Annotated in this window: 15 protein-coding genes and 3 pseudogenes; 11 read left to right on the top strand and 7 right to left on the bottom strand. The window is 36.4% G+C overall.

The features are described 5' to 3' along the window. Window positions 1–756: 756 nt before the first annotated feature. Entirely contained in the window at window positions 757–900 is a 144-nt protein-coding gene (locus tag AF333_RS33830) for a hypothetical protein (protein ID WP_158502399.1), read from the bottom strand. A gap of 508 nt (window positions 901–1,408) precedes the next feature. Between AF333_RS33830 and AF333_RS20135 the strand changes: the two genes are divergently transcribed. Further along, on the top strand, window positions 1,409–3,763 hold the full coding sequence (locus AF333_RS20135; RefSeq protein ID WP_200894936.1) for an N-6 DNA methylase: 2,355 nt from the start codon (window positions 1,409–1,411) through the stop codon (window positions 3,761–3,763). Between the two features lie 94 nt (window positions 3,764–3,857). On the opposite strand, the pseudogene AF333_RS35880 reads toward AF333_RS20135, so the two are convergent. After that, window positions 3,858–4,145, bottom strand: a pseudogene (locus AF333_RS35880) (IS3 family transposase); the annotation flags it as partial. Between the two features lies 1 nt (window position 4,146). Further along, window positions 4,147–4,921: pseudogene (locus tag AF333_RS20130) on the bottom strand (IS3 family transposase); the annotation flags it as partial. 238 nt (window positions 4,922–5,159) lie between these two features. Between AF333_RS20130 and AF333_RS20120 the strand changes: the two are divergent. Beyond that, window positions 5,160–5,357 (top strand): annotated as a pseudogene (locus tag AF333_RS20120) (phosphotransferase); the annotation flags it as partial. Window positions 5,358–5,425: 68 nt separating this feature from the next. Beyond that, a complete protein-coding gene (locus tag AF333_RS20115; RefSeq protein WP_043065862.1) occupies window positions 5,426–6,031 on the top strand; it encodes a nucleotidyltransferase domain-containing protein in 606 nt (201 codons plus the stop codon). 331 nt (window positions 6,032–6,362) lie between these two features. On the opposite strand, the gene AF333_RS20110 is transcribed toward AF333_RS20115, so the two are convergent. After that, the gene (locus tag AF333_RS20110) at window positions 6,363–6,896 is read right to left on the bottom strand and encodes a GNAT family N-acetyltransferase (RefSeq protein WP_043065863.1); all 534 of its coding nucleotides are present in this window, start codon (window positions 6,894–6,896) and stop codon (window positions 6,363–6,365) included. Window positions 6,897–7,595: 699 nt separating this feature from the next. Between AF333_RS20110 and AF333_RS20105 the strand changes: the two genes are divergently transcribed. The 3 genes from AF333_RS20105 (at window position 7,596) to AF333_RS20095 (ending at window position 10,349) form a co-directional block, all read left to right on the top strand. Continuing rightward, window positions 7,596–7,943: a MarR family winged helix-turn-helix transcriptional regulator gene (locus AF333_RS20105; protein WP_081003384.1), complete on the top strand. Its 348-nt coding sequence runs from the start codon at window positions 7,596–7,598 to the stop codon at window positions 7,941–7,943. Between the two features lie 78 nt (window positions 7,944–8,021). Further along, a complete protein-coding gene (locus AF333_RS20100) occupies window positions 8,022–9,440 on the top strand; it encodes an alpha/beta hydrolase family protein (RefSeq protein WP_043064694.1) in 1,419 nt (472 codons plus the stop codon). Window positions 9,441–9,512: 72 nt separating this feature from the next. After that, window positions 9,513–10,349, top strand: a complete 837-nt coding sequence (locus AF333_RS20095; RefSeq protein WP_074715035.1) for a serine hydrolase domain-containing protein — start codon at window positions 9,513–9,515, stop codon at window positions 10,347–10,349. On the opposite strand, the gene AF333_RS35875 is transcribed toward AF333_RS20095, so the two are convergent. Continuing rightward, window positions 10,299–10,544, bottom strand: a complete 246-nt coding sequence (locus AF333_RS35875; protein WP_235496711.1) for a hypothetical protein — start codon at window positions 10,542–10,544, stop codon at window positions 10,299–10,301. The genes AF333_RS20095 and AF333_RS35875 overlap by 51 nt on opposite strands. A 388-nt stretch (window positions 10,545–10,932) precedes the next feature. Between AF333_RS35875 and AF333_RS20090 the strand changes: the two genes are divergently transcribed. Beyond that, the gene (locus AF333_RS20090; protein WP_043064697.1) at window positions 10,933–12,333 is read left to right on the top strand and encodes a pyridoxal phosphate-dependent decarboxylase family protein; all 1,401 of its coding nucleotides are present in this window, start codon (window positions 10,933–10,935) and stop codon (window positions 12,331–12,333) included. Window positions 12,334–12,511: 178 nt separating this feature from the next. On the opposite strand, the gene AF333_RS20085 is transcribed toward AF333_RS20090, so the two are convergent. Continuing rightward, on the bottom strand, window positions 12,512–12,964 hold the full coding sequence (locus AF333_RS20085) for an Lrp/AsnC family transcriptional regulator (protein ID WP_043064698.1): 453 nt from the start codon (window positions 12,962–12,964) through the stop codon (window positions 12,512–12,514). 184 nt (window positions 12,965–13,148) lie between these two features. On the opposite strand from AF333_RS20085, the gene AF333_RS20080 reads away from it, so the two are divergent. Next, window positions 13,149–13,568 carry a carboxymuconolactone decarboxylase family protein gene (locus AF333_RS20080; RefSeq protein ID WP_043064699.1) on the top strand — a complete coding sequence of 140 codons (420 nt, stop codon included), beginning with the start codon at window positions 13,149–13,151 and terminating at the stop codon, window positions 13,566–13,568. Between the two features lie 37 nt (window positions 13,569–13,605). Here AF333_RS20080 and nfi read toward each other — a convergent pair whose 3' ends face one another. Further along, a complete protein-coding gene (gene nfi, locus AF333_RS20075; protein ID WP_043064700.1) occupies window positions 13,606–14,319 on the bottom strand; it encodes a deoxyribonuclease V in 714 nt (237 codons plus the stop codon). 330 nt (window positions 14,320–14,649) lie between these two features. Between nfi and AF333_RS20070 the strand changes: the two genes are divergently transcribed. The 3 genes from AF333_RS20070 (at window position 14,650) to AF333_RS20060 (ending at window position 16,924) form a co-directional block, all read left to right on the top strand. Continuing rightward, a complete protein-coding gene (locus tag AF333_RS20070; protein ID WP_043064701.1) occupies window positions 14,650–14,928 on the top strand; it encodes a YkvA family protein in 279 nt (92 codons plus the stop codon). Window positions 14,929–15,090: 162 nt separating this feature from the next. Next, window positions 15,091–16,305, top strand: coding sequence for a cysteine desulfurase (locus tag AF333_RS20065; RefSeq protein ID WP_043064829.1), 1,215 nt, complete (start codon window positions 15,091–15,093; stop codon window positions 16,303–16,305). A gap of 55 nt (window positions 16,306–16,360) precedes the next feature. After that, window positions 16,361–16,924 carry a cupin domain-containing protein gene (locus AF333_RS20060; RefSeq protein WP_052811853.1) on the top strand — a complete coding sequence of 188 codons (564 nt, stop codon included), beginning with the start codon at window positions 16,361–16,363 and terminating at the stop codon, window positions 16,922–16,924. Window positions 16,925–16,956 lie beyond the last annotated feature (32 nt).

Here is a 16,956-nt window from a genome sequence, read left to right as displayed (position 1 = left end):
AAGTCTAATTAATGACGTAATAAACACATTTTCTTTTATCAAAAAGGCAAATTATAACGAAAAGTAGCTTATTTGATTTTTGCATAATAAATCATCTGGTAAATACACAGGAAAAAATATTTTTTTCGTTAGTTATGCGTATACATTTATGTCATAAAATCGTGACATAAATGTATACACACTAAAGAGGAATAGAGATAGTTTTATCTCGTTGTACAACAAAGTGGGGGGTGTCTCCTGCTTTTTTACATTAGAATTTTCGTTGCGTAAAATGCCTATTTTATGCAACGAAAATTAAGTTAATATTATATCGGAACTAACGGCTCCAACTGGATTTTTGGGGTTAGTATCAGGTTAGTGTCTATCCCAAATCAGAAGCATAATTCGGTAAACTTATGATGTCCAAGAAACAAAAGGTGGGCATTGAACCCACCTTTTGTTTCTTGGACATCACACTCGTTTTTGAAGACTGGACGTATTATTTCAGATAATTTTAATTATCGTTAATCCAGTCAAATCCCAGTCAAATCAACGTCAAATCAGTTTCTTCTATTTTATATCACTAGTATTTTTCAGCTTTAATCACTAGTATTCCTTTCAATTCCACTAGTATTATTATAACTCGCTTTTTTATAGTTGCAAGTATGAAGTAAATTACTGTTATGGAATATGAATCAAATTTAATCCATTAAAATAAGAGGTTGCGTTGTTCCTTTGCAACCTCTGTTTTAAATATTTTCTTAACTACCCCTTTTCTCACTCAATTATTTTTGCTTTTACTATATTTGTTTCAGTATTTTTGGCTATTTTCTCAATTTGTTTTAATAATGCTTCCCTTAACCATAATGTGTTTAGAATAGATACAATAGCACCAAAGAAAGTAATAAGAAGAATTTCCATTAAACGATTACTCCTAGTTTCAAACATATGTAATTACCCACTTTACAATATATGTAAATTTAATTTAAGTTAAGTTAACGTATTTTATTCTTGTTCAAATTTAAAAACTGATATCTTAAATAAATGATGATTAAAAATTCTGAAGAATTGAGACGTGCTAAGAGACATAGTAGTTAAGAAGATCAAAATAATCACATGATTTTACCTAACTTTTTATTTACAAAGACTAATGATAACTATAACTTTTTTACAATTGATAATGTTGTAATGAAAAATAACTCTCAAAAGGTAATAAGTTGATATAATAGCTACCTTTTATGTAATGCAGTTAAAATTGATATTATCAAATTATTTGGAAGGTGTTAGAATGGTTTAGTACGATAGTTTGAAACTGAGGAGTGTACTTAATAAATGTCACTAAAAGATTGGATACTAAATAACATTGATGACTTTAATACTAAAGTAAAGTCAGAAGAAGATCTAAAAATAAAAGTAGTAATTCCATATTTTGAAGGAACTTGGTTATTCCGAAGAAGATTTTAGATATGAAAATCCAATTGAAGTAGTTATTGGTTCTAAAAAAACTACTGTTTATTCTGATATAGAGATTTTAATTAACAATAGAGTAGAACTTGTAATTGACGTAAAGAAACCTACAAAATCTTTGACTGAGAAAGATATTTTACAATCAACAAGCTATGCTAAACTCATCTCTACTCCTTCCGCATTGTATTCTGTTACTACTAATGGAATTGATTGTGTTGTAAGTAATGTATTCACTGGAATAAGAGGTCTCGAGATCCCAACTAAGGCACAATTACTTAGGGATATAGATAGGACTAAAAAGAAAACTTTTAACGAAGTGGAAAAAAGAGAGATCCGAAGTGTTCTCTTAACTTTATTAGAACCAAATGAACTATATAAAGTAATAAATCGAAGTAAGGATGTAATTGAAAAAAAGGGGCTAATAAGAACAGATCAATCTTTTAGAGAAATGACAAAAATTCTCCTAGTAAAGATGAATGAAGAACGTAGGGTAAAGGTTGGTCAAGGTTCAAATCGTTTTACGATAGAATATTTAAGTGCAAATGCCCTTCATAATGAAACAACCGAAATTGAAATCTTTAAGAATTTATTTAACGACGCAAAAACAAAATACCCAGGAATTTATACTAATGAAGACGAGTCTTTATCTATAACTGATAACGATTGTCTTGTTGAAGTTGTTAAGAATTTAGAACCATTTTCTTTCTTAGGAACTGGTGATGATATTAAGGGTGCGGTTTATGAAATTTTCTTAAAATCTACTCTTCGCGGTGATTTTGACCAATACTTTACCCCAAGGGAAATTGTAGATTTTATTGTAAAGTTTGCAGACCCAGAAATTGGAGATGTTTTCTTAGACCCAGCCTGTGGTTCTGGAGGATTTCTTATTCAAACCTTTAATTATGTAAATCAGAAAATAATCAATTCTCCAGATTCAGAAAAAGAGTCAAAGAAGAAATTTGATGATTCAATTGACAAGTCTATCTGGGGGCATGAAGCTGACTACGATTTACACGTATTAGCAAAAATCAACTTAATCATGCATGGTGACGGTTGGAATAATATTTATCAAGGTGATACTTTATCATCAAATAAACTACCGACTGATCATTTTGATTATATTTTAACTAATCCACCTTTTACAATAAAATATGATTTTGAAAAAATACTTTCTCAATATGAACTTGGTATAGGTAAAAAAAGTGAAGAACTAGATATTTTATTTGTTGAAAAAAGTTTAAAACTTTTAAAACCTGGTGGAGATCTTTTTATTGTTCTTCCTGAAGGATTGTTAAATAATAAAGTTTATAGATATTTTAGAAGGTGGTTATTAGAAAAAGCATACTTATTATGTTCCATTAGTCTCCCTGAGGGTGCTTTTATTCCTTTCGGTGGGTCTGTATCAAAAACCTGTATAATTGGGTTAAGAAAAAAAGACAAATCAAATCCCCAATTCAACAAACCGAATTTTGTTTTTCTAGGTAGGTCAGTTGAAGTAGGTTATGAAACAGGTAAGAAAATGTATAAACCAAATGATAAAAATGATTTAGATTTCTTTTTAAGGCAGTCCGAAGAAATTTTTGAAAACATTAGAGTTTCAGAAAATGAAGGAGAATGTGGCTGGATAAGTCAAGATCTAATAAATGATTATAGGATAGATGCAAATTACCTTCTTAATATGATTGACCGTAAACAGTTACAAAATAAATTTGAAAATCTAGTACCTCTAAGTGAGATTTGTTCGGTAGAAAATATACCATATCCAATTCTTGATACTACAATTTATAATTATTTAGAGGTACCTGATATTTCTTCTGAAACTGGAACAGTTAGTAATATTAGAAAATTGTCGGGTAAAGAGATAACTGCGGATTCTTTACATTTATTCCATCCTGACGATATCCTATTTACACGTATCAATCCTAGAAAAAGTAGGGTAACGATTGCACCTCCTATTGACGGAATTGGAGTAGTTTCTAAGGAAGTATATAGAATTGTCTTAATTGAAAATGACTATATAAAACCCAAAAATAAATATGTATTATTGTCAATTCTTCAAGCAGAACACGTAAAAAATCAAATCGTTAGATTATCAACTGGTTCATCATCTTCAAGGGCTAGGGTACAGATTGATGATCTTTTAAATGATGTTTACGTTCCGATACCAAATGAAAAAGATCAAGAAAAAATCAGTAGCAGTAACTATGAAATGATGAAAGCCTATTGGGATATTTCACAAAGATATTTAAATGTGTTCGTAGAAAACCAAAAAATCCTTGGTTCTAACTTTTCAAAGGAAGATATTAGATCTCTATGATAATTACTCAGGACATTCAATTTTGAAATGTCCTTTTTTATTTCTCTTTATCTTGAACCTCTGTCAATAGATTGGACACAATGAATCGAGAGAATCACGCTGTTTTTCGGTACGTACGTTCGCATTGGTTGGGCGTGACATATCCGATGGAAGAGTGGATTCGCTTTCCATTGTAAAAACATGCAATGTACTCGAAAATACGCTTCTTTGCCTCAGCTCGTGTTGAAAAGGTTTCGAGATACACAAGTTCTTTCTTCAGTATACTGTGAAAAGATTCGATGCAGGCGTTGTCATAACCGTTTCCCTTGCGGCTCATGCTGCCCTTCATGCCATACTCCTTGAGGCGTTCCTGATACTCGTGTGAGGCATATTCCCCGGTCAGNTTATCCATGTGCCAACCGACAATCTTTCGTGTATACAGGTCCATGATGCTCGCTAGATATAGCCAGCCCTCTTTGCTAGGAATGTATGTAATGTCTGCCATCCACACCTGATTGGGTGCCTGGGAGCTAAACTTCTGAGCGAGTACGTTATTGTAAACCGGTAGGTTGTGCCTGGAGTTGGTCGTGGCCTTGTACTTCTTGACGGTACGGGATTTCAAGCCAAGCTCTTTCATGATACGGGCCACCGTTTTCTCTGACACCTGAACGCCCTGCTGCCGTAGGGTTTGAGTAACCTTCGGGCTTCCATAGAGACGGCGTGACTCTAAGAAGACACGACGAATCTGCACCTCCAGCCTGTTTGGGCGCTTGCTTCGCTCACTTTCCTTGCGTGTAGTCCATGCATAGTATCCGCTTCTGGAAACGTTGAGGACAGCGCACATCTTCGCGACACGGAGTTTGAAGCGGTGTTTATGAATGAAAGCATAGACTAACGCCGGTCTTTTGCAAAGGAGTGCATGGCCTTTTTTAGAATCTCATTCTCTTCCTCCAGATCCCGCATTTTCTTTTGAAGATCCCGAAGGGATTTCTCTTCTGGCTTCAGGTTTCCGCTACCCAGAAAGGCTTGTTCTCCATCTTTTTTAACCTCTGTTACCCAGCGGTACAGGGTATTCTCATGCAGCCCAAGCTCATGTGCAGCTTGCGTCACTGTCTCCCCCTCTTCTAGAATGAGTTGGACAGCCTGGTGTTTGAATTCTTGATTGGAAAGATATATCATGGATACTACATCCTAGGAATTTAGGGATAGCAGATATACAACATTACCTACCAAACATGCTAAATGAGGCAGTAAACTATGAATATAAGTTTACTTATAAAAAAAACAAACTAATCGAGTTTACAGCAATTCCTTTAGATGTAGCTTTTAAATAAAGTTTGATAAAAACAGTTTGTCTAATTAATAAATCACAAGCTGTTTTTTGTTTCTAAATGAATGTGAGATTAAAGTTTTGAAGATTAATCCGCGTTTATCTGAACAGTCACTGCAACATTTTGATCGTCATCTGAAATTACTTCCATCTTCAGATGGACCTAATTTTATACATGTGGATTTTCGACCAGGAAATATCTTAGTTTATGAAAATCAAGTGGCCGGCATCATTGATTTTGAAAGTGTCCGCATTGGTGCAACCGAAATGGATTTTATAAAAATCAAGATATTGTAAGAATACATGAGTATTCATAAGAAAAACTTTAATTCATAGAGGGAGGAGTGATTAATTTGAGAACCGATATAGATAATTGGATGCCAATAACCGTTTCGAGAATATATGAAGTGTTTTCTGAAATTCCAATTAGTTGGTGTATTGCTGGAGGTTGGGCATTAGATTTACATTTAGGTAATAAGAGTAGGCAACATAGTGATATAGATGTAATTATCATTCGAAAAGACCAACTAGTTGCTTACCAATTTTTAAAGAGAGATTGGACACTATACAAGGCAAAAGATGGTAAGCTTATGATTTGGGAAGAAGGAGAATTTTTAAATTCAACAAATGATGTATGGGTTAGTAAGAACAATAATTCTCCTTGGGCGTTTCAAATTATGTTAATTGATAGTGAAGAAAGTTGTTGGATTTATAAAAGGGAAAAATCGATTAAAAGAGCAATAAACGAAATATTTTTAAGAACGCCAGAAGGGATACCTTATTTGAAACCTGAAGTCCAACTTCTCTATAAGGCTGGCTCTTCTCAAGTCAGGGAAAAGGATTATAATGATTTTCAAACAATCCTCCCAATACTTTCACTAGAAGAAAAAGAATGGCTTAAATTATCTTTAAAACAACAATTCCCAGAAGGACACGCCTGGGTTAAATATTTAAATTAAAATGTTTTTGAACTAATCGGTTTATTAATTTAACAAGACATTATACTTTATTTAAACCAATATTTACATTGAATACATGTAAATGATGTGGGAACCATTGATATTCCAATAGTTCTCACATTGAAGTTAAGATAATCGGAAATTTTGTACGCCAAGTGATTTTTTACGTGAAGAAATTGTGAAGAAATGTACTTAATTTAAAAGCAGTATAGTTCAATAAGAAAAGTATGTTATGTTTAGCCGATTGTATCCTTCATTAAAAAAGGCTGCCCATGGAAAATGTTAAAAAACAATTTTCGGGCAACCTTTTTTTAATTAATACCTAAACGATTCATTCAGAAAAGGCTTTTGAATAATAGACGACACCTTGCACACTTTCAAGGGAATTTTCAGTTAGCTCTAGAGCCATAAATACTTCATCAGGTACCTCAAATGGTGCTTGTATATTCCATAAGCTAGCTTGTTTAAAGCCAAACTTTGGATAATAGTCTTTATGTCCTAAAACAATTACTGAATGATGGCCAACCTCTTTTGCCTTTTTTAACGCAGTATGAATTAATTGACTCCCAATTCCTTTTTTCTGATGTTCGGGTACAACAGCAACTGGAGCAAGAGCCAAAGAATCCACAGCTTTATCATCATCTACGATTGTAATTTTTGACAAAAGAATGTGACCAACAATTTCATCGTCTTGATCGATTGCGACTAATGAAAGTTCAGGAATAAATGCATCTGATTTTCTAATACGATTTACAAGTAGATGCTCTTTCTTATCGCTATATTCTTCATTTAAAAAGGCTTTTTTAATAACCTCTTCAGTCGTGTTATATTCTTCAGTGAGTTCTTGTCTAATTAAGATATCCATTTATAGTCTCCTGTTCTTTTAATAAATTGTGTTTTTTGCTTATTCTATAAATGGCACTTTCTTAATGAGTGAAGTCATTAAGAAAGTTTACTCACCCAGCTCTAAACATAAGTTTAACAAACAAAAACCTCCAAATTAGTATGTAATTATTTTATAGTGTTATGTTGCCGGGGTCAATCTCCAGTATATTACCACTTAAACGGAGGCTTTAATTGAAGTTTTCAAAAATCCTGCCCGTATGCTTTTTAATGAATTTCTGTCAAAAAAACTTTAAAAATGAAGGGAAATGACATTCCATTAGAGTTTACGTTTTTTCACTTTCGGTGAAATTTGCTATTTTGCAAAACGCTCACTTGTATAAACAAAAAACGGTGATTGTGACAAATAACGTGTCTTTTCGAGAATGACCAGAGTCCTTCTTATCATAAATAATTGTGGTGATAATCTTGGAGCAACTTCCTAATCATGGTCACTATCTTGTATTTGTGAGCGATAGTTACCGTTTTAAAAGTAAAAAGACAACAAAATAAGGGGACCTAGCCGCAAGCGATGATTCTCCGATAATTATTGACATATCGAATTATTTAATTATAGTTAAATATTAAGGTGAGTAAAGTGAATGCAGAGCTTATAGCCCGTGTTAAAGAAATAAATGAACTTGAGTATGCGTGTAATTCTATGCTAAGAGTATGAAGATNCATTACCAATAGTCAAATCATCATACTCAATCATATTAATCATTATGGTCGCCTTCTCACTGGAGATATCTCGAAACTTATGAACATTAGCCCGAGCGCTGTAAGTCAGACATTAAACAGGCTAGAAAAAAACGGGTACATTAAACGCTCCATCAACCCCAGCAATCGAAGGGAAATTTTTGTTGAGCTGGATACTAAGGGAATTAAATATATAAAAATTAATGAAGAAATTGAACTATCAATTATTGAACGTTTTTATTCTAAGCTCGATTTAGCAGATATTACAGCACTGAGGAACATTATGTATAAATTAAAGCGAATCATAGAGGAGGAGCAAAAGAATAAGTAATTTTTTTTAATAAATATTTAATCTAAATTAAATATTTATTAAAGTGGAATTTTTAGATATATACAAGGAGTGATATACATGAGACTTTTTGAAATGCTTCTGATGTTCTTGAGTATTGGCGCATTATGGAAAATAATCTGGTTTCGAAATCGCCCAACGAATATTGTATTGTGGGGAATTCCGTCTTTGTTTGTTATCATCGGTCTTTGTCACTTAATTTTGGAAGGATGGCGATGGCAGATGGGATTAGTGTATCTCAGTGCCATATTTGTATTGTTTAAATATGGGTGGTACGTATACCATGTTCCTACTAAAAATGTAAAAGGAAGGTTGAAACCTGTATTACTAAGTCTATTTGCGTTACCTTTCAGTATGGTGGCTGTATGTTTACCCTTAATTTTTCCGGTATTCATGTTTGAATCCCCAACGGGTCCATACAAAGTAGGGGCTATAACATACACCTGGACTGATTCGTTTCAAAAAAGTTCTGATGGGAAATCAAGAAGAATAAATGTTCAAGTCTGGTATCCAGCAAATCCAAGCGTTTCATCTCGGGAAGGAAAATACATTTCTAATCTGTCGGAGTTTTCCAAGTCAATTGAAAAACAGTATGCTCTACCATGGAGATTGCTTGGCTACTTCGATTTGGTTCGTACAAATACGTATCAAGATGCACCTTTTGCAACTGATGTAAAAAAAGCGCCATTAATATTCTTTTCTCATGGAAATATGTTAGGTGAACGTTTTACCAATTCATTTCAAACGATTGAATTGGCAAGTCAGGGTTATGTTGTCGTTGCGTTGGAGCATCCGGGAACGGCTCTCCTGTCAGCCTACCCGGATGGTACTTATATATCTTTTGAAGACAAAAACCCCAAATTATCTATGAAGTACAACCTACAAAATAAAGCCTCTATCCCAACAATAAAGCAACAGACAAAAGACATTGAGTTTGTTACAGAAAAGATTAAGCAACTGAGTCAAGAAGGGGCGGATAGTCCTTTTGCAGGGAAGGTTAACTTGAATAGGCTAGGGATTATCGGTCATTCTCTTGGAGGTGCTACTGCTGTAAATGTGTTGTATAAAAATCAGGAATTCAAAGCTGCTATTAATATGGATGGCTATTTATATGGGGAAGAACGTCAAAAAGCCTTAGATCAACCTCTAATGATAATGAACGGAGGGCTAGAGTATGAGGAATTGGATACCCCACCTGAAATGAAGCAAATTGAAGAACAGCGGCGGAGCAAGGTTTTGGGGAAGGGTTATATTCTAGATATAGAACAAGCAGGGCACCTTAGTTTTACAGACATTCCCCTTTATTCGCCTATTATGAAGGTTATCAGTCCGGATGTAAAACGTAATCACCGTATCATCAATGAGGCTACATTATGCTTTATGGATCGACATCTTAAAGGGGAAAAAAATAGTTCATGCGAACTTATTCCACAGCACTATTCAGGAACTCGTATTCAAACCAGGGGTGATGCTGAATGAATACAGAATTGTTAAATACTCTAGGGAAATCGACCCGACAAATGCTCCAGCAATATATAAACAAACGAAAATATGCTGTCTTATTCATTGCTGTCTTTATTGGTAGAGAAAGGTGTAGTCAATTTGGATGATTCAATAGGCAAGTATGAGCAAGCCTTGCAGATTGAACATCCAGTTACACTCAAACATCTCTCGACTCACACGTCCGGGTTGCCGTCAATATCACTGATTAAAACAATCATGAACCAATTTGATAAAAAAACATACCGCGATCCTTATTGTTTGTTTGGTGTTCAAGAAGCCATTACGTACTTAAGTAAGGTATCACCTGGTAGGGTTGGAAAGGTTTTTCGCTATTCCAATGAAGGAATGGGATTGCTCGGAAGATATTTAGCACAAAAACTTGGGACGGATTTAGAGAAAGCTCTGCTTGAGTTCATCTGCCAACCTCTGGGTATGCAAGACACAACTATAAGATTATCCCTTGATCAAAGAAACCGATTAGTTCCGGGGTACGCAGGTAAAGATGTGAATCAGCCGGAATTAGCTATGAAGGTGTTTGAAGGAGCTGGGGCACTACGCTCTACCGTTACTGACATGCTTCAATTCCTCTCAGTATACCTGGGGATATATGCTGATCATCCAATGAGTAAACCATTTCATGTCACCCAACAGGAGCATATCAGCCAAGGAAAGAGCTTTGGAGTTGGATTAGGCTGGATAATCGATAAAAGGAACGGGATAATATGGCATAATGGCAGCACTCATGGGTATTCTAGTTTTTTAGGCTGCGATCCTTACAATTCTATTGGAATAGTGATTCTATCTAATTATCGGCCAAATCTAATGGACGATACGCTAAATCGTATTGGTTACGAGATTCTTACACAAATACGAGAAAATAAGTAGTATTCTATATAAAATTGGCTTGATGTAGTAATAAAGGTTCAGGTGGTTAGAGGAGGGAGAGTTAGAGAAAGAAGAGGTTGGATGCGCCCTGCGATCCGGTAGAAGAAAGGCCAACGTGTCTTTTTCCGACCGCTCCCGCCCACCGCCCTTCCTTCTTTTCTTACCTCCCACCATAAAAGCTTGTCGATTTATCAAATCAGATGTATATAGTCTGGTAGAAAGTTGGATTAAGGAAATAAAGGAGATCCTGTTCTTTTAAGAGAGTCGGTAGCGGACCTGCGAGATGATCAACTGGATACGCCGTATCATCCTGGTGGATGGTTATAATTTTATAGAATTGGATGGGCCATTTTATCTTAATAAGATATATAATTTATTTTCAGGTAATATCTACGTACAGATATGTCAGAATTATCTTTCTTGCAAAAGTATTTGTGCAAACAGCCGGTCCTTAATTGAGAGGTAAGGGTTGTACTAAATTCCTTTGGATAAATGACGCATCTATTATTTTTCCAATTGAATTTTGTCCGTTTTAAATCACATACAAAATTTTAATAAGAAAATATATAGGAGTTGAACATAGATGCCAAAGAAAATAGAAGAGGATTTACAAGACATAAAAAATATCCTGGATAAAGTAGTTAATGAGGCTATGCTCTTTTTTGACGAATTAGACTCTCGCCCTGCAGCTGTAAATCCTAAGGAGTACATGCATGAGGGATTACCCACAGAAGGTTGGGGAACCATGAAAGTGATGGAACAATTTCAATCTACTTACTCCAAAAGCTTAAGCGGAAGTGCAGGCCCTCGCTATTTAGGATTCGTGACAGGGGGAGCTACACCTGCTTCTATTGCAGGGGATTGGTTAGTAAGTGTATATGATCAAAATGTGACAAGCATAGAGGACTCGGTCGCTGGATTGGTGGAAGTGGAGACGATTAGAATGCTCAGGGAACTGTTCCATCTTCCCAAGGAATTTAGTGGAGCGTTTGTTAGTGGTGCTACTATGGCAAATTTCGTTGGTCTTGCACAGGCTAGACAATGGGCAGCTCACCAGCATGGAATCGATATTTCTCAACATGGATTATATAACTTACCCAACATTAAAGTCGTTAGTGGATCTCCGCATTCTAGTATCTATAAGTCTTTGTCCATGTTAGGGATGGGGAGACAAAGTGTTCATCTCATTCCTTGTTTACCAAACAGAGAAGCTGTAGATATAGAAAAGCTTCGTGAATTTCTTGAGGAAAACAAAGACATGCCCTGCGTGATCGTAGCTAATGCAGGAACAGTGAATACAGTTGACTTCGATGACTTATACGCGATTGGAGAATTAAAAAAAGAATACTCTTTTTGGTTACACGTTGATGCGGCATTTGGTGGATTTGCAGCGTGTTCCACGAAATATAGTCATTTAGTGAATAGTATGGATAAGGCAGATTCGATCACAATCGATGCGCATAAATGGCTGAATGTACCCTATGATTCCGCCATGCAGTTTACTAGGCATAAGTCGTTGCAGGTGGAGGTCTTTCAGAACAATGCCGCTTACCTAGGGAATGCGATTGACCATCCGGAATTTGTCCATCTTACCCCGGAGAACTCTAGACGTTTCCGTGCATTGCCGGCTTGGTTTGCTTTGAAGGCTTATGGTTATTTAGGTTACCAAGAGATCGTAGAAGGAAATGTAGAGATGGCTCAGCTTTTAACAGAGAAAATACAACGAAGCAACAAGTTTGAGTTATTAGCACCTACAAGGCTTAATGTTGTATGTTTTACTCCTGTAATGAAAAAGAGAGTAATTACTTTTGACGACATTAAGCACTTTCTGGATGTCTTGAAGCAGGATGGTTATGTATTTATGACACCTACCATTTATCAAGGAATACCAGGTATAAGGGCGGCCTTTAGCAACTGGCGAACGAAAGCCGAAGATGTTGAACTTATCTGGAACTCACTTTGCAAAGTCTGTGATTCTATTTAGCTTTTGGGAATCGATAGTGAAATAAACAAACTAAAGCCGATTTTTTCATATACAACTTTGCTTGACGTATAAAATTTTCAAAATGTTGGCGGTACCCTATCGGATTAACTCTCATTGTCTGTGTCCAGGCAATGGGAGTTAATCCCGATGAACCGATAAATGTAACTATGTACAAAATCTAACATTCCTTTAGTAAATCTTTGATATCCTGGTTAATTGGAATTTCAGAAAAAGTTATATACGTATTGGTTTTTGCGATTGAAGAGATTGAGTTAATAAATTCCTCTATTTCTTCTATAGTTTTCACACTGAGCAGTAAAATAAAACAGGATTGACCTGCTACTCTGTAACAAAACAAACATCTTGGTTCCTTGCTAATCAAATTTTGGAACTTCTCATATTCCCCGTTTTTCATTGTTACTTCTACTAAACAAGTTAAAGGATAACCTAACTTTTTTCGGTTAATTCTAATAGAATATCCTTCGATTATTCCTTCATCTTCCATTTTATTTACACGTTCCGCAACGGATGGAGCAGATAAATTTACTCTTTTTGAGAGTTCTCTCATAGAAAGTCGACTATCCTTCTGAAGTTCTGACAATATTTTAGTATCGATCTCATCTATTTTCATAAGAGAATCATTCTCCTTAATTAAGTTTCAAATGTTAATAAATTAAATGAATATGATTTAATACTAAATGTTCATTCCGTTTTTTATAATTTAAAATTAAATCATAATATTGAACTGCAGTAAAGCTTTTGCATTCACTATTAAATTAGAATTAAGAACTAAAATATTTTTATTGGAGGAATGCATGATGTCAAGAATTTCTTTTTCTACAGTAGGTGAAACAGAATTTCAGAAATTATTAGGACATAATCCAGAAATTATGAAGCAATGGAATTATCTTGGTGACATTCTTAGTAGAGAGGGTCAATTGAGTTCTGATTTAAAGGAGCAGGTACGACGAAAGCTTGCATTCGGAAATAAATGTGAATACTGCATGGCAAAAGGAAAGCCATCTGAAAAGCAATTGGATGAAAAAACGAATATGGCAGTGACTTTTGCAGATATTTTTTTAAATCATCGTTCCTCAATCGATGATAATACTTTTGATGTTTTGAAAGAAACATTTAATGAACAAGAAATTATAGAGTTATGCTCTTTTATTTGTTTTACAACCGCCTCGCAACAATTTGGGGCAATGATGAATTTAAAACCAGCAAAGCAATAGAGCATGTAGCATGTTAATGCTCAGTGATGAAGGGCTTTCAGTAATCCGCTTTCCATTCACCGGATTCCTCAGACTTGATGTATGTAGCCAAAGCCTTTCGTACGAGTTGATCGGCATATCGTGTCGTCTCAGGCAAACGATACTGTGGAGCGAGTTTTACAATCCATTCACAAGCAGTCAATAATGAGATACGGTGGCCAATCGAAACATAAATAGGTTTGATATGGTCTTGTGTTCTTACTACATTGCCGATCATTTCCGTATTATCAAGCAGGGGTGCACAGTCACCTCTTTTCACCCCTGGTTCTTCTGCTTTTCCGAGTAGTTTTGTTTTTCCACAGCCAATCGTAGGTATATCGAATAGCACGCCTAAGTGACTTGCTAATCCGAAGCGTCTAGGATGCGCAATGCCTTGACCGTCACAAACGACCAAATCAGGGGTGGTTTTTATATTTTCGAATGCTTTGACGATCGGGGGCAGCTCTCTGAATGAGAATAAACCGGGAATATAAGGGAATTGAACAATATCTTCTGCGACAACGGTTTCGATTACCTGAAGTGAGCAGGCATCCATGACTACAACGGCGGCAACTAACGTATTGCTATGCTTACTGTAAGCTACGTCCACGCCAGCAACATGTATAATATTATCGAATTGGTCCTGCTTAATGACCTTTGAGGCTAGCTGTTGCTGAAGCTTTATCGCATCCGTCTCACATAAGTCCCAAGGATGCATAACCATTGGTTTCATACATTCATTTCTCCTTGCTATAAAAGGGTATGCTACTACTTGCCGTTATTTTATCATAAGTGGTTCGATGCTGGTGTGGAGCTAAAATAGTGAGGCATATACTTGACGAAGAAGAGTAAAAATGTTTATTATAAAGTAAGCAATAATGAATACATCCTCAAAGGGGAGTAGCTGGTACAATAAAGTCGTCATTTCGGGACAGATGTCCCCGGCTTTGTTGGCAACGCGGATGTTGTTAGCGAGACCTTTGCCGTCAGGTAAAGGCTATTTTTGTTTTCAGAACCTTTATCTTGTGGATAAAGGTTATTTTTAATTTTAGGGGGGCCGAAGATGAGAAGATTTCTACGAAGGGTGCGTTTTATTTTCAATATAAGGAAATCCATCCCGTTCCTGTTTCGCTTCTTTACCTCAAAAGAAGTCTCAATACAGAAGAAATTCTTATCCTGTCTGTTGCTCATCGGATACATTGTTTTTCCTTTTGATGCCATACCCGATTTCTTTGTCTTTTTTGGCATTCTTGATGATGTAGCCGTGTTTATGTTTATTCTCCAGCAAATGGTCAAGATGTCGCCTCCTCAATTAAAGAAGCAATACGGAATTCAGGGATAAATATAAAGATAGGAAAGGTACGGAAACACTGAGGTGTTCCGTGCCTTTTTTTCATAGGTTTTTCCTATTGAAACCATTCGTTTAATTGTATTGAATAATCGAATTGCTTGAAGCTATACTGAATTTCGATGCTACGTGTTACGAAGGAGGATAGTTATTTTGATAAACCATGCTAAAATACGAGAGCTTTTTCCTATAGTAAACCAAAAAGTAAATAATCATTCATTGGTTTACCTGGACAATGCAGCGACAACCCAAAAGCCAAGACAGGTAATCCAGACTCTTAAACGATTTTATGAATGGGAAAATGCCAATGTTCACCGGGGAGTTCATACATTGGGAACCCGCGCAACAGATGCTTATGAGGGAGCACGTATGAAGGTAGCTCGCTTTATTAATGCAGCATCAGAACAAGAAATCATATTTACGCGTGGTACAACAGCGGCGATTAATTTGGTAGCCAGCGGTTATGCAAAAGCGATTTGTAAAGAGGGAGACGAGATTGTCATTACTCTGATGGAGCATCATAGCAACTTGATTCCCTGGCAGCAGGCAGCCAAAGCGACAGGAGCGATATTAAAATATATTCCTCTACAGCAAGATGGTTCGGTTTCCTTGGAAGATGTAGAAAAGACGATTACGGCTCGGACGAAAATTGTTTCTGTTTCCCATATTTCCAATGTGCTAGGGATGATTAACCCAATAAAGCAAATAACAAAAATTGCTCATAAGCATGGGGCGGTAATTTTGGTAGATGGAGCTCAAAGTGCTCCGCATATAAAAATCGATATGCAGGAACTCGATTGTGATTTCTATGCTTTTTCCGGACACAAAATGTGTGGTCCTACAGGTATAGGAGTACTGTATGGCAAGAAGAAAATAATACAGCAAATGGAACCGGTTGAATTTGGCGGAGAAATGATCGAGCATGTGGATTTATGGGGAACCACCTGGAGAGAAGTTCCCTGGAAGTTCGAAGGCGGGACACCTATTATTGCAGGCGCTATCGGTCTGGGGGCAGCGATTGATTTCTTAGAACACATCGGTAGAGAAGAGATTGAAAGGCATGACAGACAGTTAACCCGGTATGCGATGGAACGTATGGCGGAGATTGATGATTTAGCTGTATATGGGCCTAAAAATGATCGTGTGGGGTTAATTACTTTTAACCTGGGAAATATACATCCGCATGATGTGGCAACTTTTCTTGACTCTTTCGGTATAGCCGTGCGGGCTGGACACCATTGCTGTCAGCCTCTCATGAGCTGGCTGGGCGCTCATGCAACGACGCGTGCGAGCTTTTATTTATATAACACAGAAGACGAGGTAGACAAATTCATAACGGTGTTGCTTGCAGCAAGGAAGTATTTTATGTAGCTTGATAGCCTATGAAACGGGTGGATACATAGTGAAAAAAAGGAGGTCATTCTGCATGTCTGCCAATAAGGGACAGATTATCTCATATTCGAAGTATATTCATTCGCTAAGAAAAACGCTATTAACTCCAGCAATTTGGAGGTGGAACGATATAATAGAGCAACTACGGGTTAGTGAAGGACAGGGATCCCGTACTGTCATGGCTTTATGTCATCCCGAGTTAAGAGAGGCTGCAGCCGCTGCACCAGATATAGCTGTCGTTGTACAAAAGCTAAGGCCCGGACAAAAAAGTAAACTGCATCGCCATTCTCCGTGGGCAATCCATTTTGTCCTAAATGGAGAAGGTTGTACGATAATTGACGGGATCGAATATAAATGGACATTCGGGGATGCAGTGCTTACACCTGCCTGGACATATCATCAACACATAAATACGAGCGCTACCGAAGAAGCAATACTGTATACGCTACAAAACATTCCTGAGCTTTGCAGAAAGAGCAATATTTTTCGCGAAGAGCCTGCCGGGTCATCACCGAAGCACATCATAGAATCTGGTGAGCAGTTATTCAAACCACCTATACATGTTACCAGTGAAGAAGAATACGAGGACAACTGGTAGAATGCATGGAAAGGAGAATAGCGATAAACAGG

It is taken from the genome of Aneurinibacillus migulanus, from assembly GCF_001274715.1.
Taxonomy (GTDB): domain Bacteria; phylum Bacillota; class Bacilli; order Aneurinibacillales; family Aneurinibacillaceae; genus Aneurinibacillus; species Aneurinibacillus migulanus.
Note: the sequence above shows the minus strand (reverse complement) of the source record. Positions and strands in the feature narration are given on the sequence as shown.